21 protein-coding genes and 1 pseudogene are annotated in these 18,934 nt (G+C 48.4%); 12 read left to right on the top strand and 10 right to left on the bottom strand.

Going from position 1 to position 18,934, the window contains the following annotated elements:
* Nucleotides 1-229: 229 nt before the first annotated feature.
* From D9742_RS13320 to sad, 4 genes are all read right to left on the bottom strand, one after another.
* Nucleotides 230-1,648, bottom strand: coding sequence for a diguanylate cyclase (locus tag D9742_RS13320; RefSeq protein ID WP_130237207.1), 1,419 nt, complete (start codon nt 1,646-1,648; stop codon nt 230-232).
* Between the two features lie 138 nt (nt 1,649-1,786).
* A complete protein-coding gene (locus tag D9742_RS13315) occupies nt 1,787-2,146 on the bottom strand; it encodes a DUF4186 domain-containing protein (protein ID WP_130237206.1) in 360 nt (119 codons plus the stop codon).
* Nucleotides 2,146-3,072, bottom strand: a complete 927-nt coding sequence (gene glsB / locus D9742_RS13310; RefSeq protein ID WP_064529958.1) for a glutaminase B — start codon at nt 3,070-3,072, stop codon at nt 2,146-2,148. The genes D9742_RS13315 and glsB overlap by 1 nt, the downstream gene beginning before the upstream one ends.
* Before the next feature lie 63 nt (nt 3,073-3,135).
* The gene (sad, locus tag D9742_RS13305) at nt 3,136-4,524 is read right to left on the bottom strand and encodes a succinate-semialdehyde dehydrogenase (RefSeq protein ID WP_130237205.1); all 1,389 of its coding nucleotides are present in this window, start codon (nt 4,522-4,524) and stop codon (nt 3,136-3,138) included.
* A 100-nt stretch (nt 4,525-4,624) separates the two neighbouring features.
* Between sad and D9742_RS13300 the strand changes: the two genes are divergently transcribed.
* Together D9742_RS13300 and ydeA are read left to right on the top strand one after the other, a co-directional pair.
* Nucleotides 4,625-5,506, top strand: coding sequence for a LysR family transcriptional regulator (locus tag D9742_RS13300; protein ID WP_130237204.1), 882 nt, complete (start codon nt 4,625-4,627; stop codon nt 5,504-5,506).
* Between the two features lie 88 nt (nt 5,507-5,594).
* Nucleotides 5,595-6,785: an L-arabinose MFS transporter gene (ydeA, locus tag D9742_RS13295; protein WP_130237203.1), complete on the top strand. Its 1,191-nt coding sequence runs from the start codon at nt 5,595-5,597 to the stop codon at nt 6,783-6,785.
* Nucleotides 6,786-6,808: 23 nt separating this feature from the next.
* Here ydeA and marC read toward each other — a convergent pair whose 3' ends face one another.
* Nucleotides 6,809-7,474 (bottom strand): NAAT family transporter MarC, encoded by a 666-nt coding sequence (gene marC / locus D9742_RS13290; protein ID WP_130209251.1) that lies wholly within the window; start codon nt 7,472-7,474, stop codon nt 6,809-6,811.
* Nucleotides 7,475-7,684: 210 nt separating this feature from the next.
* Here marC and marR point away from each other — a divergent pair, with 210 nt between their 5' ends.
* From marR to marB, 3 genes are read left to right on the top strand one after another with little or no spacing between them, the layout of a single operon-like run.
* On the top strand, nt 7,685-8,119 hold the full coding sequence (marR, locus tag D9742_RS13285; protein WP_130209253.1) for a multiple antibiotic resistance transcriptional regulator MarR: 435 nt from the start codon (nt 7,685-7,687) through the stop codon (nt 8,117-8,119).
* A gap of 20 nt (nt 8,120-8,139) precedes the next feature.
* On the top strand, nt 8,140-8,523 hold the full coding sequence (marA, locus tag D9742_RS13280) for an MDR efflux pump AcrAB transcriptional activator MarA (protein ID WP_130209255.1): 384 nt from the start codon (nt 8,140-8,142) through the stop codon (nt 8,521-8,523).
* Between the two features lie 30 nt (nt 8,524-8,553).
* On the top strand, nt 8,554-8,772 hold the full coding sequence (marB, locus tag D9742_RS13275; RefSeq protein ID WP_130237202.1) for a multiple antibiotic resistance protein MarB: 219 nt from the start codon (nt 8,554-8,556) through the stop codon (nt 8,770-8,772).
* Between the two features lie 30 nt (nt 8,773-8,802).
* Here marB and eamA read toward each other — a convergent pair whose 3' ends face one another.
* Nucleotides 8,803-9,702: an O-acetylserine/cysteine exporter gene (gene eamA, locus D9742_RS13270; RefSeq protein ID WP_130237201.1), complete on the bottom strand. Its 900-nt coding sequence runs from the start codon at nt 9,700-9,702 to the stop codon at nt 8,803-8,805.
* Nucleotides 9,703-9,896: 194 nt separating this feature from the next.
* Between eamA and ydeE the strand changes: the two genes are divergently transcribed.
* Complete coding sequence (gene ydeE / locus D9742_RS13265) at nt 9,897-11,084, top strand: efflux MFS transporter YdeE (RefSeq protein WP_130237200.1); 1,188 nt, start codon at nt 9,897-9,899, stop codon at nt 11,082-11,084.
* Between the two features lie 40 nt (nt 11,085-11,124).
* On the opposite strand, the gene D9742_RS13260 is transcribed toward ydeE, so the two are convergent.
* Complete coding sequence (locus tag D9742_RS13260) at nt 11,125-11,520, bottom strand: rhodanese-like domain-containing protein (protein ID WP_130237199.1); 396 nt, start codon at nt 11,518-11,520, stop codon at nt 11,125-11,127.
* Nucleotides 11,521-11,614: 94 nt separating this feature from the next.
* On the opposite strand from D9742_RS13260, the gene ftrA reads away from it, so the two are divergent.
* The 3 genes and pseudogenes from ftrA to D9742_RS23450 all read left to right on the top strand — a co-directional run bounded on the left by ftrA (nt 11,615) and on the right by D9742_RS23450 (nt 12,891).
* On the top strand, nt 11,615-12,586 hold the full coding sequence (gene ftrA, locus D9742_RS13255) for a transcriptional regulator FtrA (protein ID WP_130237222.1): 972 nt from the start codon (nt 11,615-11,617) through the stop codon (nt 12,584-12,586).
* A 107-nt stretch (nt 12,587-12,693) separates the two neighbouring features.
* Nucleotides 12,694-12,789: a protein MgtS gene (mgtS, locus tag D9742_RS13250; protein WP_064529968.1), complete on the top strand. Its 96-nt coding sequence runs from the start codon at nt 12,694-12,696 to the stop codon at nt 12,787-12,789.
* Nucleotides 12,789-12,891: pseudogene (locus D9742_RS23450) on the top strand (hypothetical protein). Before mgtS ends, D9742_RS23450 begins: the two are co-directional and overlap by 1 nt.
* 114 nt (nt 12,892-13,005) lie before the next feature.
* On the opposite strand, the gene D9742_RS13245 reads toward D9742_RS23450, so the two are convergent.
* The 3 genes from D9742_RS13245 to dcp all read right to left on the bottom strand — a co-directional run bounded on the left by D9742_RS13245 (nt 13,006) and on the right by dcp (nt 16,868).
* A complete protein-coding gene (locus D9742_RS13245; RefSeq protein WP_130237198.1) occupies nt 13,006-13,896 on the bottom strand; it encodes a diguanylate cyclase in 891 nt (296 codons plus the stop codon).
* Nucleotides 13,897-14,152: 256 nt separating this feature from the next.
* Nucleotides 14,153-14,545 carry a YdeI family stress tolerance OB fold protein gene (gene ydeI / locus D9742_RS13240; RefSeq protein WP_130237197.1) on the bottom strand — a complete coding sequence of 131 codons (393 nt, stop codon included), beginning with the start codon at nt 14,543-14,545 and terminating at the stop codon, nt 14,153-14,155.
* 277 nt (nt 14,546-14,822) lie between these two features.
* Nucleotides 14,823-16,868, bottom strand: a complete 2,046-nt coding sequence (gene dcp, locus D9742_RS13235; RefSeq protein ID WP_130237196.1) for a peptidyl-dipeptidase Dcp — start codon at nt 16,866-16,868, stop codon at nt 14,823-14,825.
* Between the two features lie 136 nt (nt 16,869-17,004).
* On the opposite strand from dcp, the gene ydfG reads away from it, so the two are divergent.
* From ydfG to ydfZ, 3 genes are all read left to right on the top strand, one after another.
* Nucleotides 17,005-17,751 carry a bifunctional NADP-dependent 3-hydroxy acid dehydrogenase/3-hydroxypropionate dehydrogenase YdfG gene (ydfG, locus tag D9742_RS13230; RefSeq protein WP_130237195.1) on the top strand — a complete coding sequence of 249 codons (747 nt, stop codon included), beginning with the start codon at nt 17,005-17,007 and terminating at the stop codon, nt 17,749-17,751.
* 88 nt (nt 17,752-17,839) lie between these two features.
* Nucleotides 17,840-18,526 (top strand): DNA-binding transcriptional regulator rspR, encoded by a 687-nt coding sequence (gene rspR, locus D9742_RS13225; RefSeq protein ID WP_130237194.1) that lies wholly within the window; start codon nt 17,840-17,842, stop codon nt 18,524-18,526.
* Between the two features lie 174 nt (nt 18,527-18,700).
* Nucleotides 18,701-18,904 (top strand): putative selenium delivery protein YdfZ, encoded by a 204-nt coding sequence (gene ydfZ / locus D9742_RS13220; RefSeq protein WP_000214710.1) that lies wholly within the window; start codon nt 18,701-18,703, stop codon nt 18,902-18,904.
* Nucleotides 18,905-18,934 lie beyond the last annotated feature (30 nt).

Below are 18,934 nucleotides of genomic sequence, written 5' to 3'. Positions count from 1 at the left end.
TTAGTCATACAACCTGTTTGAATTGGTACGACAGGTTAGCAAACTTTGATACGTTGAACCCCTGTTTTGATCAACTCGCGGTGAACAATTGACATTTTTTGGCGAAAAATGTGCTGCTAGTCAAGGTTCCGGAAAGTTAAAGCTTGTAATCATGACTCGAGGTAAAAGTGGGAAATGTCCAAATTGGTAGAACAAATTAGATGTTCCCCCACAAAAACTCGCAAATTTGTCAGACAACTTCTTCACCATAATGCATAGTGCTGGTACGATTTCGCCCGTCTTTTTTCGAGCGATAAAGACAAGTATCGGCTTCTACCATTAGTTTGTTGAAATCATCTATTAACGTACGAAATGTTGCACTTCCACTTCCGACACCAATGCTAACCGTCAAGTAAAGCGTTTTTTGTTGCCAGATAAACGGTTGCATTTCTACGCCTTTACGGATTTTTTCCGCCATCAGCAGACCATCCACAGGATTCACTGAAGGCACTGCAACAGCAAATTCTTCGCCGCCCATCCGCGCCACCAGCCCTTTATTACCCACTATCTTCTGTATATGCCGGGCAAACACGCTTAAAACTTTATCGCCACATTCATGACCATAGTTGTCGTTTATACTTTTGAAATAGTCGATATCAAGCAGCATCACCGTCAGATGTTGTGTCTGTTGTAGTGACGGATTTTTTAACGCCTCAAAAAGACCTGAGCGCGAGTAAACCTGGGTGAGAAAATCAAAATCGGCACGCAGAGAAACTTGCTTAACCAGCGAATTAATTGCCGCCACGCTAAAGGAAACCATGATTGGGCAAATTGCCATGGTAGCAATCCCCAGACGAGCGGAGAACATTTGTGGGATAGAGAACGGCGAACCGACGGCGATATCTATCACCGAATTTGCCACCAGCACGATTTCCACCGCTCCAGTCAAAAAGGTCAGCAAACACGTTACCTGAGGCGTATAGCGTACCGCACACCAGATCAATGCAGGCAGTGGGAACGCCAGACTCCCCGCGCCGCCAATCACCACCGAGGCAATGACTGATACAATGAGCGCAATAAACGGCATCATCTGTTCTGCTTTAAAGCGTGGCAACGCCCTGGGGATCGCCAGCGTCAACATACAGGGAACAATTAACACGCCCGTCGAAAACTGTTCGCTAAACCAGTCAGCAAGTAAGGGCCAGAAATCCAGACTATCAATACTTACCGAACCAACTGCCCCGACGATTGCGCATAATAATGCAGCTATAAAGCAATAATTAAACAAGCGTAAGGCACTTACTGGCTCATACTTATTTTTCCCTAGTCGCTTATCCCGCAACACTAACCGAGCAACGGTCACAATAAACATCATATTGGACAAGTTGATGACCAGTGAAACTAAACCCCATTCGGTAGTCATCGCATCATAAGCCAGCATCGCCACGTAACTGATTGCATAGTAATGCAGTCGATTAAGCCAGACATAACGGGCAAAAACCCCTGCCATCACGCCATTCAGCGGCCAGAAGAGAGAGAGTTCATGAACCAGACGTAACTCTGCGCCAACAAAATAGAACAGCGTGGTTAGCGCAAAAATCGCGATGCTATTACGTAGCAAATGGCCTTCCAGGAACAAATGGAAAGTTGAGATGGGGTGTACACGCATTAATTATCTGTCCATACAATTGCAGGCTGCAATTATTTTAACGCAATAAGTAAATTCTCATAAAGGATAGCATGTTCACTGGCAGCGGTGACAAATAAAGATATTAATCCGATACGGCTTTGTCGAAATCTGACATTCTTATGGCTGATTCATCTGAATAACCAGCCAGTGGTAGATAACCGTCACAATATAACGTTGTTGTTCCTCGCTTAACGAAACACCCTGCGGAATGTTGTGCCACTTAGCCAGACAGCCGCGACAACATGTTGCTGTAGCATGCTGGGCAATAAACACCGGATGCCCGCGCATGGGAGTTTGCTTGCCATCATTCGCCGGTAAGGCCGGGGCAAGACGTTTAGCGACAAAATCCGCTGCATGTTTTTCGATAACCGGCGCACCCTTCTCCAGACAATACTGACGTTCCTTCACGCCTAAACGAAAGCGGGAGCGAAATTTTGAACGGGATAAACGCGCGAAGAGCGGATCAAGAGACTGCATTAGTAAACCGAGCGTCCTAATTGTTTCGTCAATTGTTCAAGTACTGCGATACCGGCAAGAGAGTTACCTGCGTCATCCAGTTCCGGACTCCAGACCGCAATAGCCATTTCATGCGGAACGATCGCCACAATACCGCCACCAACGCCAGATTTTGCTGGAAGTCCCACCCGCCAGGCAAACTCGCCCGCATTCTGGTACATACCACTCGTTGCCATCAGTGCGTTAATTTGTCGCGCTTGCATTGGCGTTACCACTGGCTCATCGATATGAATAGCCTTCCCCTGATTAGCCAGAAAGACAAACGTTCGGGCCAGCTCAACGCAGCTCATTTTCAGAGCGCAGTAATGAAAGTAGTTTTGCAGAACGGTTGTCACGTCATGATGGAAATTGCCAAACGACTTCATCAGCCAGGCGATAGCCGCATTTCGCGCGGAGTGTTCAAATTCGGAACGCGCTACCACCGTATCGTAGGCAATATCAGATACGCCGCTTAGTCCCCGCACCACTTCCAGCATACGTTGCCGTGGGGCGCTTAATCGCCCTTGCAGCATGTCACAGACCACCAGCGCACCGGCATTAATAAACGGATTACGCGGAATACCTTGCTCCATTTCCAGTTGCACTAAGGAATTGAATGGCGATCCCGACGGATCTTTGCCGACACGTTGCCAAATCTCCTCTTCGGAGTAATGACGCATTGCAACAACGAGACTGAGCACTTTGGAAATAGACTGAATGGAAAAACGCTCTTGCGCGTCTCCGGCCTGAAAAAGCTGTCCGTCAACGGTACAGATAGCAATGCCCAGTCGGGAACCCTCTACCGTTGCCAGTGCCGGAATATAATCCGCGACTTTGCCCTGACCAATTAGCGGTCGTACTTGCCGCAAGATGTTTTCTAAGATTGCATTATCCATGGCGACTGCCACTCTCTGCTCCTTGCTCGCAGGTCTGAAAAGACCTGCGAGTATAACAGAGCTAAATATGTGACGTCAGATCCGGTCTTTCCATACCGTCTGGATATTACAGAACTCATGTAGCCCAAAATGGGAAAGTTCGCGACCAAAGCCGCTCTTCTTCACACCGCCAAACGCTACCCGTGCATCACTGGCGCTGAAACCATTGATAAACACCCCGCCACATTCCAGACGTGCTGCCATTTGTTTCGCCAGTGCTTCATCGGAGGTAAAAATGGTTGCAGAAAGTCCAAACTCGCTGTCATTAGCCAGTTTAAGCGCATGTTCAGCATCTTTCGCAATGGTGATTGCCGCGACGGGCCCAAACAATTCTTCACGAAACGCGGTCATATCTGGGGTAACATTCGCCAGAATCGTTGGCGGATAGTAGTTACCTGCCCCAACTATCTTTTCCCCGCCCAGTAACAGACGAGCGCCCTGTGCCAGTGTCTTTTCAACCTGATGATGTAGCTCATCACGTAAATCAAAACGAGCCATCGGCCCGAGATCGTTCTCTTCGTCACGGGGATCGCCCATTTTCAACCCTGCCGCAGCCGCCACAAAACGTTCGGTAAATGCAGAGGCAATCTCCTCTTCGATGATAAAGCGTTTAGCAGCCGCGCAAACCTGTCCGGTATTCTGATAACGTCCGGCAACCGCCGCTTTAACCGCCAGTTCCAGATCGGCATCATTAAGCACAATAAACGGGTCGGAACCGCCAAGTTCAAGCACGCATTTTTTCAGTGCCGCCCCAGCCTGCGCGCCAATAGCCGCTCCTGCACGAACACTTCCGGTTACCGTGACAGCAGCAATGCGCGAGTCTTTAATCATCTGGCTCACACCGTCATTGTCGGCATTCAGCCAGCCATATACGCCTTGTGGGATACCCGCATCGCTAAAGACCTGGGCAATTAACTGTGCACAGCCCATCACATTTGGCGCATGCTTAAGCAAGTAACCATTTCCAGCCAGGATAATGGGAACAGCCCCTCGCATCACCTGCCATAACGGAAAGTTCCACGGCATAATCGCCAGAATCGTCCCCAACGGTCGATATTCAATAACCGCTTGCTGATTTTCTACCTGCGTAGGTTCGGTCTTCAGCATTGCCGGACCATGTTCTGCATACCAGTCACACAAATTCGCCGATTTCGCCACTTCAGCACGCGCCTGTTTGATCGGTTTGCCCATTTCACGAGTGATCATTTGCGCCATCTCTTCACTACGGGCACGCAAAGCCTTACCGATATCGCGCAGTTTTTCTGCGCGATAATCTACGTTTGTTACGCGCCAGTCGCTAAAGCCAGCCGCCGCGAGCCGAAGTGCGTTTTCAATATCGTCAGCGCCAGCCCAGGGCAGTGCAGAAAGTTGTTCACCATTGGCTGGATTTATTGAAACGGCATGGGTAAGCGGAGTAATGGTCATCCGGGTATCTCCTTCGTGAGTTATTGTCTGAAGATACGCAGATTTACTCTTTCGTGAAAATGAATAATATTAAGTTACTTGTTCACGTATCGAGAATACTATGGATCTGACCCAACTGGAGATGTTTAACGCCGTTGCCGAGGCTGGCAGCATTACCCAGGCGGCAGCAAAAGTGCATCGTGTGCCGTCTAACCTTACTACCCGTATCCGCCAACTGGAAACAGAACTCGGCGTTGAACTGTTTATTCGCGAGAATCAGCGTTTACGTCTCTCTCCTGCCGGGCATAATTTTTTGCGCTATAGCCAACAAATTCTCGCGTTGGTCGACGAAGCACGAAATGTTGTTGCTGGCGATGAACCACAAGGCTTGTTTTCTCTCGGTTCGCTGGAAAGCACCGCAGCGGTACGCATCCCCGCTACACTGGCAGAATTTAACCGTCGCTATCCTAAAATCCAGTTTTCCCTATCCACCGGCCCTTCCGGTACTATGCTGGACGGTGTACTTGAGGGAAAACTGAATGCGGCATTTATTGATGGGCCGATTAATCACACCGCTATTGACGGGATGCAGGTGTACCGCGAGGAGTTGATGATCGTTACGCCGCAAGGGCATACTCCCGTTACCCGCGCCAGTCAGGTTAATGGTTGTAATATCTATGCCTTCCGCGCCAACTGCTCGTATCGCCGCCACTTTGAAAGCTGGTTTCATGCCGACGGCGCAGCGCCGGGGACAATTCATGAGATGGAGTCATATCACGGTATGCTGGCCTGTGTAATCGCCGGGGCGGGAATTGCGCTTATTCCCCGTTCCATGCTGGAAAGCATGCCGGGGCATCATCAGGTTGAAGCCTGGCCATTAGGTGAGCAATGGCGTTGGTTAACGACATGGCTGGTCTGGCGTCGTGGCGCGAAGACTCGTCAGCTTGAGGCGTTTATTGAACTGCTTGACACGTCGCTGGAACAGTATGTAGCGGCAAAATGAGACATGGATCACAAAGTCATTGTATTCACGTCATTAACCGTTTTAAGATCATTTCATCACCTTTTCGCAACTCACCCGATAATCTGTTATGACAACAAACACTGTTTCCCGCAAAGTGGCGTGGCTACGGGTAGTTACGCTGGCAGTAGCCGCCTTCATCTTCAATACTACCGAATTTGTCCCTGTTGGCCTGCTTTCTGACATCGCACAAAGTTTCCATATGCAAACCGCACAAGTGGGTATCATGCTGACCATTTATGCGTGGGTGGTGGCGCTGATGTCATTGCCTTTTATGCTAATGACCAGTCAGGTTGAACGCCGCAAATTGCTTATCTGCCTGTTTGTGGTGTTTATCGCCAGCCATGTGCTGTCATTTTTATCGTGGAGCTTTACCGTTCTGGTGATCAGTCGAATCGGCGTTGCTTTTGCACATGCTATTTTCTGGTCGATAACGGCGTCTCTGGCAATTCGCATGGCACCAGCAGGTAAACGAGCGCAGGCGTTGAGTTTAATCGCTACCGGTACAGCACTGGCAATGGTATTAGGTTTACCCATTGGTCGAATTGTGGGGCAATATTTCGGCTGGCGAACTACGTTTTTTGCCATTGGAGTTGGGGCACTTATCACCCTGCTATGCCTGATTAAGTTACTTCCATTACTCCCCAGCGAGCATTCAGGGTCGTTGAAAAGTCTTCCGCAACTGTTCCGCCGCCCGGCATTGATGAGCATTTATTTGTTGACGGTAGTTGTGGTTACCGCGCATTACACTGCATACAGCTATATTGAGCCTTTTGTGCAAAACGTAGCCGGGTTCAGCGCCAATTTTGCCACGGCATTGCTGTTAATGCTCGGTGGCGCAGGCATTATTGGTAGCGTCATTTTCGGCAGGCTCGGCAATCAGTATGCATCTACGCTGGTAAGTGCGGCGATTGCGCTGTTGCTGGTGTGCCTGGCGCTACTGTTACCTGCAGCGAACAGTGAGATGCACCTCGGCGTACTGAGCGTTTTCTGGGGGATTGCGATGATGATCATCGGCCTTGGGATGCAGGTAAAAGTGCTGGCGCTGGCACCAGATGCTACCGACGTTGCGATGGCGCTATTTTCGGGGATATTTAATATTGGTATCGGCGCCGGGGCGCTGGTGGGTAATCAGGTGAGTCTGCACTGGTCAATGTCGATGATTGGCTATGTGGGCGCGGTACCTGCTCTCGCTGCGTTAATCTGGTCAATCGTCATATTCCGCCGCTGGCCAGTGACACTCGAAGAACAGACGCAATAGTTGAAAGGCCCATTCGGGCCTTTTTAATGGTACGTTTTAATGATTTCCAGGATGCCGTTAATAATAAACTGCACCCCCATACACACCAGTAAGAAGCCCATCAGGCGGGAGATCGCTTCAATTCCCCCCTTGCCCACCAGCCGCATAATTGCGCCAGAGCTACGTAGGCTTCCCCACAAAATGACCGCTACCAGAAAAAAGATCAGCGGCGGTGCAACCATCAATACCCAGTCCGCGAAGGTTGAACTCTGACGTACTGTGGAGGCCGAGCTAATGATCATCGCAATGGTACCCGGCCCGGCGGTACTTGGCATTGCCAGTGGAACAAAGGCGATGTTGGCACTGGGTTCATCTTCCAGTTCTTCGGATTTGCTTTTCGCTTCCGGTGAGTCAATCGCTTTTTGCTGGGGAAAGAGCATTCGGAAACCGATAAAAGCGACAATTAAGCCGCCAGCAATACGCAGACCGGGAATCGAAATCCCGAATGTATCCATCACCAGTTGCCCGGCATAGTACGCCACCATCAAGATGGCAAAAACATATACCGAGGCCATTAATGACTGACGATTACGTTCGGCGGTGTTCATGTTACCCGCAAGCCCGAGAAACAACGCTACGGTAGTTAACGGGTTAGCTAACGGCAATAACACCACCAGCCCCAGGCCTATCGCTTTAAACAAATCTAACATTGGTGGTTGTCATCCTGTGTCGCTAGTTATCTGCGAAAAGTATAAAGGGTAAACAAGGAGAAAGTTTCACTCTTTAACTAATCTTGCAGCACACTGCGCAATACTTGAACCGATTTAGCAAATTGTGGCATCCAGGGATTCATTCGTTTGACTTATACTTGCCTGGGCAATATTATCCCCTGCAACTAATTACTTGCCAGGGCAACCATTGTGAAAAGTACCAGCGACCTGTTCAATGAAATCATCCCATTAGGTCGCTTAATCCATATGGTTAATCAGAAGAAAGACCGTCTGCTTAACGATTATCTGTCACCGCTGGATATCACCGCGGCACAGTTTAAGGTGCTCTGCTCTATCCGCTGCGCGGCGTGCATTACTCCTGTTGAGCTGAAAAAAGTCCTTTCGGTTGACCTTGGCGCGCTGACCCGCATGTTAGATCGCCTGGTCTGCAAAGGCTGGATCGAGCGGTTGCCGAACCCGAATGACAAGCGCGGCGTGTTGGTGAAACTCACCAGCAGCGGCGCGGCAATATGTGAACAATGCCATCAATTAGTTGGCCAGGACCTGCATCAAGAATTAACAAAAAACCTGACGGCGGACGAAGTGGCAACGCTTGAGCATTTGCTGAAGAAAGTCCTGCCGTAAACAAAAAAAGAGGTATGACGATGTCCAGACGCAATACTGACGCTATTACCATTCATAGCATTTTGGACTGGATCGAGGACAACCTGGAATCACCACTGTCACTGGAAAAAGTGTCAGAGCGTTCAGGTTATTCCAAATGGCACCTGCAACGGATGTTTAAAAAAGAAACCGGCCATTCATTAGGTCAATACATCCGCAGCCGTAAGATGACAGAAATCGCGCAAAAGCTGAAAGAAAGCAACGAACCAATCCTCTATCTGGCAGAACGTTATGGTTTCGAGTCACAACAAACGCTGACTCGTACTTTCAAAAATTACTTTGATGTTCCGCCGCATAAGTATCGGATGACCAATATGCAGTGCGAGTCGCGGTATTTGCATCCATTGAACCATTACAACAGTTAATAAAAATGTGACAACGTCACTGAGGCAATCATGAAACCACTTTTATCCGCAATGGTAACCGCGCTTATTCTCTTTTCCGCGCAGAGCCTTGCGGAAAAAACCCAGCAACCGCTCGTTACTTCCTGTGGCGATGTGGTGGTTATTCCCCCATCGCAGGAACAACCACCGTTCGATTTAAATCACATGGGTACAGGCAGTGACAAATCGGATGCGCTGGGCGTGCCCTATTATAACCAACAAGCCATGTAGTATATTCAGGCCCCGGCATATCGGGGCTTGCTAGCCTCTTACCTTCACCGCTTTACGCCACTGCAAGCCAAACACATTGATATACAGTCCGGCCATAATGAGCACAGCCCCTAAGAATTGCAGACCTGTTAAGCGTTCATCCAGCAGTAACGCTGCACTTGCCAGACCGACTACCGGCACCAGTAATGATAATGGTGCGACACGCCATGTTTCATAGCGTCCAAGCAGCGTACCCCAAATCCCGTAGCCAACTATCGTCGCTACAAATGCCAGATACATCAACGCCAGAATGGTGGTCATGTCGATAGTGACCAGACTGTGAATCATTTTTTCGGAGCCATCGAGAATGAGCGAGGCGACAAAAAACGGAATTATCGGGATTAATGCGCTCCAGACGACCAGAGACATTACCGCCGGACGGGATGAATGAGACATGATCTTTTTGTTGAAGATATTGCCACTCGCCCAACTAAATGCCGCCGCCAGGGTCAAAATAAAACCGAGCATCGCCACATGCTGACCGTTAAAGCTATCTTCGATTAACACCAGTACGCCAAAAATCGCTAACGCAATCCCCGCCAGTTGTTTACCGTGCAGCCGTTCGCCAAAGGTAAAAGCACCGAGCACGATAGTAAAAAACGCCTGAGCCTGTAAGACCAGTGAGGCCAGTCCAGCCGGCATACCGAAGTTAATGGCGCAGAAGAGAAAGGCAAACTGTGCAAAACTGATGGTTAAACCATACCCCAGCAGTAAATTCAGCGGTACTTTTGGTCGTGCCACGAAAAAGATTGCCGGGAAGGCGACCAGCATAAAGCGCAAACCGGCCAGCATCAGCGGTGGCATGTTATGAAGCCCCACTTTGATGACCACAAAATTAAGCCCCCATACAACGACGACTAGTAGCGCCAACAACCCATCTTTCCGCGTCATTTTCCCGCCTCTGAATTTTCATTTTTTGTCAGCAATCAACTTAGCTGAATTTACTTTTATTTAACAGTTCATTCATTAATCACCGTTTACCACAGCATTAATGGCAAATAAGTCGCTATACTTCGGATTTTTGCCATGCTATTTCTTTACATCTCCAAAACAAAACATAACGAAATGCACTGTCGGACAGCCAAATGAACTTATCTCTGAGACGCTCTACTTGCGCCCTTCTCGCCTCGTCATTGTTATTAACTATCGGACGCGGCGCCACGCTGCCATTTATGACTATTTACTTAAGTCGTCAGTACAGCCTGAGTGTCGATCTCATTGGTTATGCGATGACAATTGCGCTCACTATTGGCGTCGTTTTTAGCCTCGGTTTTGGTATCCTGGCGGATAAGTTCGACAAGAAACGCTATATGTTACTGGCAATTACAGCCTTCGCCAGCGGTTTTATTGCTATTCCCCTGGTGGACAGCGTCACGCTGGTGGTGCTGTTTTTCGCGCTCATCAACTGCGCCTATTCCGTTTTTGCCACAGTGTTGAAAGCCTGGTTTGCCGACAATCTTTCATCCACCAGCAAAACGAAGATCTTCTCGATCAACTACACCATGCTCAATATTGGCTGGACTGTCGGCCCGCCACTCGGCACGCTGTTGGTCATGCAGAGCATTAATCTGCCCTTTTGGCTGGCCGCTATCTGCTCTGCGTTTCCCATGTTTTTCATTCAAATTTGGGTAAAGCGCAGCGAGAAAATCATCGCTACAGAAACAGGCAGCGTCTGGTCGCCAAAGGTTTTGTTACGGGATAAAGCGCTGCTGTGGTTCACCTGCTCTGCCTTTCTGGCTTCTTTCGTGAGCGGAGCCTTTGCCTCTTGTATCTCGCAATATGTGATGGTCATAGCGGATAGTGGTTTTGCTGAAAAAGTGGTCGCAGTGGTCCTGCCTGTTAATGCCGTGATGGTAGTGACGTTGCAGTATTCCGTTGGGCGGCGTATTAACCCGACTAACATACGCTCGCTGATGACGGTAGGCACACTCTGTTTTGTCGTCGGTCTGGTCGGTTTTATTTTTTCCGGAAACAGCCTGTTATTGTGGGGAATTTCAGCCGCGGTATTTACTATTGGTGAAATTATTTATGCTCCCGGCGAGTATATGTTGATTGACCATATTGCGCCGCCTGGAATGAAAGCCAGCTATTTTTCCGCCCAGTCACTAGGCTGGTTGGGGGCAGCGGTAAATCCATTAGTGAGTGGTGTTGTACTTACCACCCTCCCGTCTTCCTCGCTGTTTGTCATCCTGGCGTTAGTCATCATTGCCGCGTGGGCGCTGATGTTAAAAGGTATTAACGCCAGACCCCAGGGGCAGCCAGAACTCTGTTGACGTTCGTGCCGTGCCACTACTGGCACGGCTTCGCTAATCATTATTCTGAGGCAAAAGCATAGCCTTCATCTTCCCAGCCGGTTATCCCGCCGAGCATGATTTTAACTGGCTTTCCGAGTCGAGCCAGTTTGAGTGCCGCACGGTCTGCACCGTTACAATGTGGCCCCGCACAATACACCACAAATAGCGTATCGTCCGGCCATTCGGCCATTCTTTCTGCGGTCATGTGCTTATGGGGTAAATGGAGAGCGCCAGGGATATGCCGACGCGCGAAGTCCTCTTCACGACCAACCACATGAAGTAAAACGAAATCATCGCCAACATAAGCCAGAGAGTCATGAACATCGGCGCAATCTGTTTCGACACTCAAGCGCGCGAGAAAATGCGCCTCAGCAACTTCTGGCTTCGCTGTGGTAAATTCAGTGACATAACGCATATTGCTTTTTCCTTTTGGTTTGTTGTGTTAACAATAATGTAACTAATCTACCTTTCACTGACCGCCTCCCGATATGCCAGAAAAGAGCAAAATGATGACAACGTTACAACGTCCGCTGGTCGTTGCACTGGCATATGACGGGTTATGTACTTTTGAATTTGGCGTTGCCGTTGAAATATTCGGCCTGCCACGACCGGAACTGGGCGATAACTGGTATCGTTTTGCTGTTGCTGCGGTAGAACCTGGTGCGCTACAAGCCACCGGGGGGATCCGCGTGGTTGCAGATGGTGGGCTGGAGTTATTGCCCAACGCCGATATGATTATTATTCCTGGCTGGCGCGGAATAGATGCCAAAGTGCCGGAGATGCTATGCCAGTCATTGCGCGAGGCACACCAGCGCGGTACTCGCCTGGTATCAATATGCTCTGGCGTGTTTGTCCTTGCTGCAGCGGGCCTTCTCCACCAGCGAAAAGCAACCACCCACTGGCGCTACACTAAACAACTCCAGCACCGTTACCCTTCAATCAGCGTAAGTGACAATGTGTTATATCAGGATGAAGGACAAGTGATGACCTCCGCCGGAAGCGCCGCGGGGATCGATCTGTGTTTACATATCGTGCGCAAAGATTTTGGCCATGAGATTGCTAATAATGTCGCCCGGCGGCTGGTCATACAGCCACATCGCCTGGGGGATCAACCACAAAATCTAACGCGTCCAATGGCTTCGCCGCGAGAAAGCCAGACGTTAGGCGCATTATTCGACTTTTTGCAGCAGAATCTGGCACAAACACATACTGTGTCTTCCCTCGCCGAACGGGTAAATATGAGTCCGCGCACTTTTTTAAGACGTTTTGAGGCGTTAACTGGCATGACGCCCGCCCGCTGGCTGCTCAATGAGCGCTTAATACGAGTACAGGATTATCTGCAAAATTCGGTTTTTAACATCGATAAAATTGCCGAGCTGACGGGTTTTGGCAATTCAGCGTTATTGCGTCATCATTTTCACCAACGTTTTTTATTATCCCCTTCGCAATATCGCAAAAATAGCCGTTCCCCATCACAATAATCGCCTGATTCAGCCTTTGTTTAGGTAACTTCTGCTAATATCTTTCTCATTGAGATGAAATTTAAGGTAAGCGAGGAAACACACCACACAATAAACGGAGGAAAATAATGTTGGGTAATATGAATGTTTTTATAGCTGTACTGGGAATAATTTTATTTTCTGGCTTTCTGGCCGCATACTTCAGCTACAAATGGGATGACTAATGAACGGAGATAATCCCTCACCTAACCGGCCCCTTGTTACAGTTGCGTGCAAGGGGCCTGATTTTCTGACGGCAAAAAAAACCGCCAGTAAACCGGCGGTGAATGCTTGCATGGATCGATTTGTGTTTTGCTTTTACGCTATCAGGCATTTCTCTGCGCTGGTAACGGTTCTTTGACACAGTAGCATTATTTTTCTCAATGAATGTTAAACGGAGCCTAAACTCGGGCAATCACACTCTGCTCGTCAATAAACATGCAGCGATTTCTTCCGGTCTGCTTGCCTTCGTACATTGCTCTGTCAGCTCTGCCAATAACCACATCCAGCGGTTCTTCAGGAAATGCGCGGCTAACGCCAGCGGTCACTGTTATTGGGATATGTCCGCCAGGATACGCTATCGCATGGTTTTCGACTAACTGACAAATACGTACCCCAGCACGACAAGCCTCATCATCATTTTGCGCTTTGATGATAATAATAAACTCTTCACCACCATAGCGATAAACCGTATCGTAGTCACGCGTCCAACCGGCTAAGTAAGTCGCCAGGGTCCGTAATACCACATCACCAATTAAATGCCCGTAGGTATCATTAACCAATTTAAATCGGTCTATATCTAACAGCATTAAATAAAGATTCAATGGTTCCGCATTACGTAATTGATGATCAAAGGATTCATCAAGTACCCGACGACCAGGTAATCCCGTCAATACATCCATATTGCTACGAATAGTCAGCAAATAAATTTTGTAATCTGTTAATGCTGCGGTAAAAGAAAGCAACCCTTCCTGAAATTCGTCAAAATGAACTTCCTGCCAGCGATTCTCGGCAATAGCCAGCATTAATTCCCGACCACAGTTATGCATATGCTGATGGGTAGAATCTATTATCCGAACGTAGGGTAATTCATCACTATCTAGTGGTCCATGATGATCAAGCCACCGACCAAACTGGCACAGTTCATAAGAATGGTTATCCGTGATTTCCGGCTGACTGATATCCATTGCAACCACGCTGTGAAACATGTTGACAAGCCACTGGTAATGGGCATCGATAGCTTTATTCAGATCTAACAAGATGGCATCGATTTCCGTTGTCTTCTTGAGCATTGCCACTCCTTATTCACTATTCCTTATGTACGCCATTCTAACTGGAGAAAAGAAAATTTACGTCAATATTTTAATAGAAATCCTAATCAGGGAGTGATATCAAAGATAACATTGTGATTTACAACATAATCACCAGAAAAAATTTAACTCTGTAATTGCCTCTGCACTTTCGCTGATAAAACGCAGACAAATAACCAAAACAACAAAAGCCCAATGACCCAACATATTGGACCATAAGGCTAATTTATTTTTATGACTATTTCTGCAGATGGGTGACCCGCACGACAACTGGGTTGCTTTTCTTATCCAGACTCCCGCTAATGTTGATCATCTGGTCAGGCTGAACTTCTCGCCCATCAAAGACAGCGGCAGGAATAACAACATTAACTTCACCGCTCTTATCGCGGAAAACGTAACGGTCTTCTCCCTGATGAGAAATTAAATTCCCCCGCAATGAAACAGAAGCACCATCATGCATCGTTTTCGCGAAATCAACGGTCATTTTTTTCGCATCGTCGGTTCCCCGATAGCCATCTTCTATTGCATGCGGTGGCGGTGGCGCGGCATCCTGTTTTAAACCACCCTGCTCATCTGCCAACGCATAAGGCATGACAAGAAAACTCGCTAATATAATAGCCTGACATTTCATACTGACTCCTTAATGGCGTTTGGTTTAATTTATTAAGTCTGGTTGCTGTTTTATAAAATAGCCACTAAGAATTAGTCTAATTATCATAACTCGCTTAAAATCAGCCGATTACCCCCTAAATCTCATTAAGTAATGATAATTATCATCAACAATATGGCAGTGCAGAATAAATAATAAACTTAAGATAATTCCCCGGTCACAGGTTATTATCGATAAAAATTTACAGGACATTAATTTGTAAGCCGGATTGCAGTCAATCCGGCTTACTCTTGCAAAATTATACGTTCAAGCCGCGATGTTGCAGCATCGGTGTAATCTGTGGTGCCTTACCTCGCCACTGGTGATACAAGCGTTCTAAATCTTCGCTATTACCTTTGGAAAGGATAGCCTCGCGAAAACGTTGTCCGTTTTCACGCGTTAAACCGCCCTCCTCGACAAACCATTGATAACCATCGTCTGCCAGCATTTGCGTCCACAGATACGCGTAGTAACCCGCCGCATATCCACCGCCAAAAATGTGAGCGAAATAACTGCTGCGATAACGCGGAGGTACCGCAGGAAGATTCATGTTTTCCGCTGCCAGCGCCCGAAGTTCGAAATCGTTCACGTCGTGGCGTGCTTCATTCTCTTCCAGACAATGCCAGCGCATATCAAGAAGTGCTGCGCTAAGTAACTCGCTCATCTCGTAGCCTTTATTGAACAGGCTGGCATTGCGCATTTTCTGCTGTAACTCTTCCGGCATGGCTTCTCCGGTTTGGTAATGTCTCGCATAGCGAGAGAATACCTGAGGATTTGTCGCCCAGTGTTCGTTGATTTGTGAAGGGAACTCGACGAAATCACGCGGCGTGTTGGTGCCAGAAAGTGTCGCATAACGTTGGCTGGCAAACAGGCCGTGCAGCGTATGACCAAATTCATGGAATAAGGTTATAACATCGTCCCACAATAGCAATGCAGGTTCGCCTGTCACTGGTTTCTGATAATTGCAAACATTGTAAATAACGGGACGTGTCTCATTGAACGTAGATTGTTCAACAAAATTCCCCATCCACGCACCGCCGCTTTTGGAATCACGGGCAAAGAAATCACCGTAAAATAGCGCAAGTCCAACGCCATTATGGTCAAATATTTCCCATACGCGCACATCCGGATGATAGACAGGTATATCAAAGCGCTCGACAAACTTAATGCCGAAAAGCTGGTTGGCAGTCCAGAATACTCCCTCATTCAACACTGTGTTCAATTCGAAATAAGGTTTGAGCTGCGCTTCATCGAGACAGAATTTCTCACGTCTTACCTGCTCGGCATAAAATGCCCAGTCCCACGGCTGGGCGCTAAATCCGCCCTGCTGCTTTTCGATAACCGCCTGAATAGACGCCAGTTCATCGTCTGCTCGCTTACGAGCGGCCGGGACAATTTCACGCATAAAGTTAAGTGCTGCTTCGGGGGTTTTTGCCATCTGGTCGGCGATTTTCCACGCAGCATAATGAGGGAAACCAAGTAGGTTCGCCTGCTGTGCGCGGATCTCCACCAGCCGTTGAATAATGGCACGGGTATCGTTAGCGTCATTTTTTTCTGCTCGCGTCCAGCCAGCAGTGAACAGTTTTTCACGCGTCGCACGATCGCGCAGTTCAGCAAGCGCCGGTTGCTGGGTGGTATTCAGCAGTGGGATAAGCCACTTATTATCCAGACCTTTCTCGCGCGCCGCCTCCGCCGCCAGGGCAATATCTTGCTCACTCATCCCCGCCAGTTGCCCAATATCGTCAACCACCAGACCACCGGATTTGTTCGCGGCTAATAACCGCTGGTTAAACTGACTAATAAGGGTCGCAGCCTCTGTGTTCAGCACTTTTAATTTTGCTTTATCGGCCTCTGCAAGTCTGGCCCCGGCAAGAACAAAACGTTGATGAATCACCTCGACCAGTCGAATGGATTCGCTATCAAGACTCAGGGATTCACGGCGCTGCCAGATGGCATCTACCCGAGCGAACAATTCGCCGTTCAGGTAAATGTCATTAGCCAGTTCCGCAAGTTCCGCAGAGAACTGTTCATCAAGACGCTGTAATTCATCGTTGGTATGTGCCGAAGTCATAGCGAAGAAGACGCTGGTTACACGTGTGAGTAATTCCCCGCTCTTTTCAAGAGCCAGAATAGTGTTAGTAAAATCGGGCGTCTGCGGGTTTAACGCTATTGCTTCTATCTCAGCCCGCTTTTGCCGCATCCCCTCGTCGAATGCCGGGCGATAGTGATGATTTGCAATCTGATCAAAATGGGGAGCCATATAAGGCAGCGTGCTCTGCGTAAGAAAAGGATTCGTCGTTGACATTTTCTACTCCTGAAAACGAGGTGTTCCATAGCGTAGGCTTACTGATACCGGAGTGCAATCTTGCAAACCAGTATTACCCGCTCTTAAGCATCACGTGCTATGTTAGTGACACACAAAAGCGTTGAGGAACAGTGAGATGATCGTTTTAGTAACTGGAGCAACGGCAGGTTTTGGTGAATGCATTACTCGTCGTTTTATTCAACAAGGGCATAAAGTTATCGCCACTGGCCGCCGTCAGGAGCGTTTGCAGGAGTTAAAAGACGAGCTGGGAGATAATCTTTATATTGCCCAACTGGACGTCCGCAACCGCGCCGCCATTGAAGAAATGCTGGCATCGCTTCCTGCCGAGTGGCGTGAGATTGATATTCTGGTGAACAATGCTGGACTGGCGCTGGGTATGGAACCTGCACATAAAGCGAGCGTTGAAGACTGGGAAACCATGATTGATACCAACAATAAGGGCCTCGTATATATGACGCGCGCAGTCCTGCCGGGCATGGTTGAGCGCAATTGTGGTCACATTATTAACATTGGTTCAACGGCGGGTAGCTGGCCATATGCAGGTGGCAACGTCTACGGTGCAACAAAAGCGTTTGTTCGTCAGTTCAGCCTGAATCTACGCACAGATCTGCACGGTACGGCAGTACGTGTCACAGACATCGAACCGGGACTGGTAGGCGGCACCGAATTTTCCAATGTCCGTTTTAAAGGCGATGACGGCAAAGCAGAAAAAACCTATCAAAATACCGTTGCGCTGACGCCAGAAGATGTTAGCGAAGCCGTCTGGTGGGTAGCCACACTCCCCGCTCACGTTAACATCAATACCCTGGAAATGATGCCGGTTACCCAAAGCTATGCCGGGCTGAATGTCCATCGGCATTAATTTTTATACCCGGCCTCACCGCCGGGTTATTGCTTGTCACAAAAAAGTGGTAGACTCTTGCGGTTAACCCACTCAAAAGCAAGAACGAATGACCGTCGAAACACAACTTAATCCCACACAGCCTGTCAATCAGCAAATTTATCGTATTCTTCGTCGCGACATTGTGCATTGCCTGATTGCACCAGGTACGCCGTTGTCGGAAAAAGAAGTTTCTGTTCGTTTCAATGTGTCACGCCAGCCGGTTCGCGAAGCCTTCATTAAACTGGCTGAAAACGGCCTGATTCAAATTCGCCCGCAGCGTGGCAGCTACGTCAATAAAATCTCCATGACCCAGGTTCGCAATGGCAGTTTTATTCGACAGGCCATTGAGTGCGCGGTGGCACGGCGGGCAGCAAGCATGATTACTGAAAGCCAGTGCTACCAACTTGAGCAAAATCTTCACCAGCAACGCATTGCCATTGAGCGCAAGCAACTGGATGATTTTTTTGAACTTGATGACAACTTCCATCAACTCCTTACTGATATTGCTGATTGTCAGCTCGCCTGGGACACCATTGAAAACCTGAAAGCGACCGTTGATCGGGTGCGCTACATGAGTTTTGACCACGTTTCGCCGCCGGAAATGCTGCTTCGCCAGCACATGGATATTTTCTCTGCGCTGCAAGCACATGATGGTGATGCAGTTGAAAAGGCAATGGCATTGCATTTGCAGGAGATCAGTGAGTCCGTACAGCTAATACGCCAGGAAAATAGCGACTGGTTCAGCGAAGAGTAATTCTTTTCCTCTCATCCCATTCGGGGTGAGAGTTCATCCCCTTCTTCTGGTTTATGCAAGCATCAAAAAAGATGTGAACTTGATCATAAACAAAAAAAAATTCACTCGACAGGAGTATTTATATTGCGCCCGTTACGTGGGCTTCGACTGTAAATCAGAAAGGAGAAAACACCTATGACGACCTACGATCGTAACCGTAACGCAATCACTACTGGCAGCCGTGTTATGGTTAGCGGCACCGGTCACACTGGCAAGATCCTGTCGATTGATACTGAAGGTTTGACCGCAGAGCAAATTCGCCGCGGTAAAACCGTAGTAGTTGAAGGTTGTGATGAAAAACTCGCACCTCTGGACCTGATTCGTCTCGGCATGAACTAAGTGTGTGAATGCCGCCGATGGCGGCATTGC

This window comes from Escherichia sp. E1V33 (assembly GCF_004211955.1).
Classification (GTDB): domain Bacteria; phylum Pseudomonadota; class Gammaproteobacteria; order Enterobacterales; family Enterobacteriaceae; genus Escherichia.
This window is presented reverse-complemented; position numbering and strand designations above follow the sequence as displayed.

What these genes read in the sequence shown, in the direction of transcription:
- D9742_RS13245 (WP_130237198.1), bottom strand. Translation starts at nt 13,896, where the DNA reads ATGCTCAAGAAGACAACGGAAATCGATGCCATCTTGTTAGATCTGAAT.
- D9742_RS13300 (WP_130237204.1), top strand. Translation starts at nt 4,625, where the DNA reads ATGGATCTGACCCAACTGGAGATGTTTAACGCCGTTGCCGAGGCTGGC.
- marB (WP_130237202.1), top strand. Translation starts at nt 8,554, where the DNA reads ATGAAACCACTTTTATCCGCAATGGTAACCGCGCTTATTCTCTTTTCC.
- rspR (WP_130237194.1), top strand. Translation starts at nt 17,840, where the DNA reads ATGACCGTCGAAACACAACTTAATCCCACACAGCCTGTCAATCAGCAA.
- ydeA (WP_130237203.1), top strand. Translation starts at nt 5,595, where the DNA reads ATGACAACAAACACTGTTTCCCGCAAAGTGGCGTGGCTACGGGTAGTT.
- D9742_RS13260 (WP_130237199.1), bottom strand. Translation starts at nt 11,520, where the DNA reads ATGCGTTATGTCACTGAATTTACCACAGCGAAGCCAGAAGTTGCTGAG.
- eamA (WP_130237201.1), bottom strand. Translation starts at nt 9,702, where the DNA reads ATGACGCGGAAAGATGGGTTGTTGGCGCTACTAGTCGTCGTTGTATGG.
- D9742_RS13315 (WP_130237206.1), bottom strand. Translation starts at nt 2,146, where the DNA reads ATGCAGTCTCTTGATCCGCTCTTCGCGCGTTTATCCCGTTCAAAATTT.
- ftrA (WP_130237222.1), top strand. Translation starts at nt 11,615, where the DNA reads ATGACAACGTTACAACGTCCGCTGGTCGTTGCACTGGCATATGACGGG.
- marA (WP_130209255.1), top strand. Translation starts at nt 8,140, where the DNA reads ATGTCCAGACGCAATACTGACGCTATTACCATTCATAGCATTTTGGAC.
- D9742_RS13320 (WP_130237207.1), bottom strand. Translation starts at nt 1,648, where the DNA reads ATGCGTGTACACCCCATCTCAACTTTCCATTTGTTCCTGGAAGGCCAT.
- dcp (WP_130237196.1), bottom strand. Translation starts at nt 16,868, where the DNA reads ATGTCAACGACGAATCCTTTTCTTACGCAGAGCACGCTGCCTTATATG.
- ydeE (WP_130237200.1), top strand. Translation starts at nt 9,897, where the DNA reads ATGAACTTATCTCTGAGACGCTCTACTTGCGCCCTTCTCGCCTCGTCA.
- mgtS (WP_064529968.1), top strand. Translation starts at nt 12,694, where the DNA reads ATGTTGGGTAATATGAATGTTTTTATAGCTGTACTGGGAATAATTTTA.
- sad (WP_130237205.1), bottom strand. Translation starts at nt 4,524, where the DNA reads ATGACCATTACTCCGCTTACCCATGCCGTTTCAATAAATCCAGCCAAT.
- marC (WP_130209251.1), bottom strand. Translation starts at nt 7,474, where the DNA reads ATGTTAGATTTGTTTAAAGCGATAGGCCTGGGGCTGGTGGTGTTATTG.
- ydfZ (WP_000214710.1), top strand. Translation starts at nt 18,701, where the DNA reads ATGACGACCTACGATCGTAACCGTAACGCAATCACTACTGGCAGCCGT.
- ydfG (WP_130237195.1), top strand. Translation starts at nt 17,005, where the DNA reads ATGATCGTTTTAGTAACTGGAGCAACGGCAGGTTTTGGTGAATGCATT.
- ydeI (WP_130237197.1), bottom strand. Translation starts at nt 14,545, where the DNA reads ATGAAATGTCAGGCTATTATATTAGCGAGTTTTCTTGTCATGCCTTAT.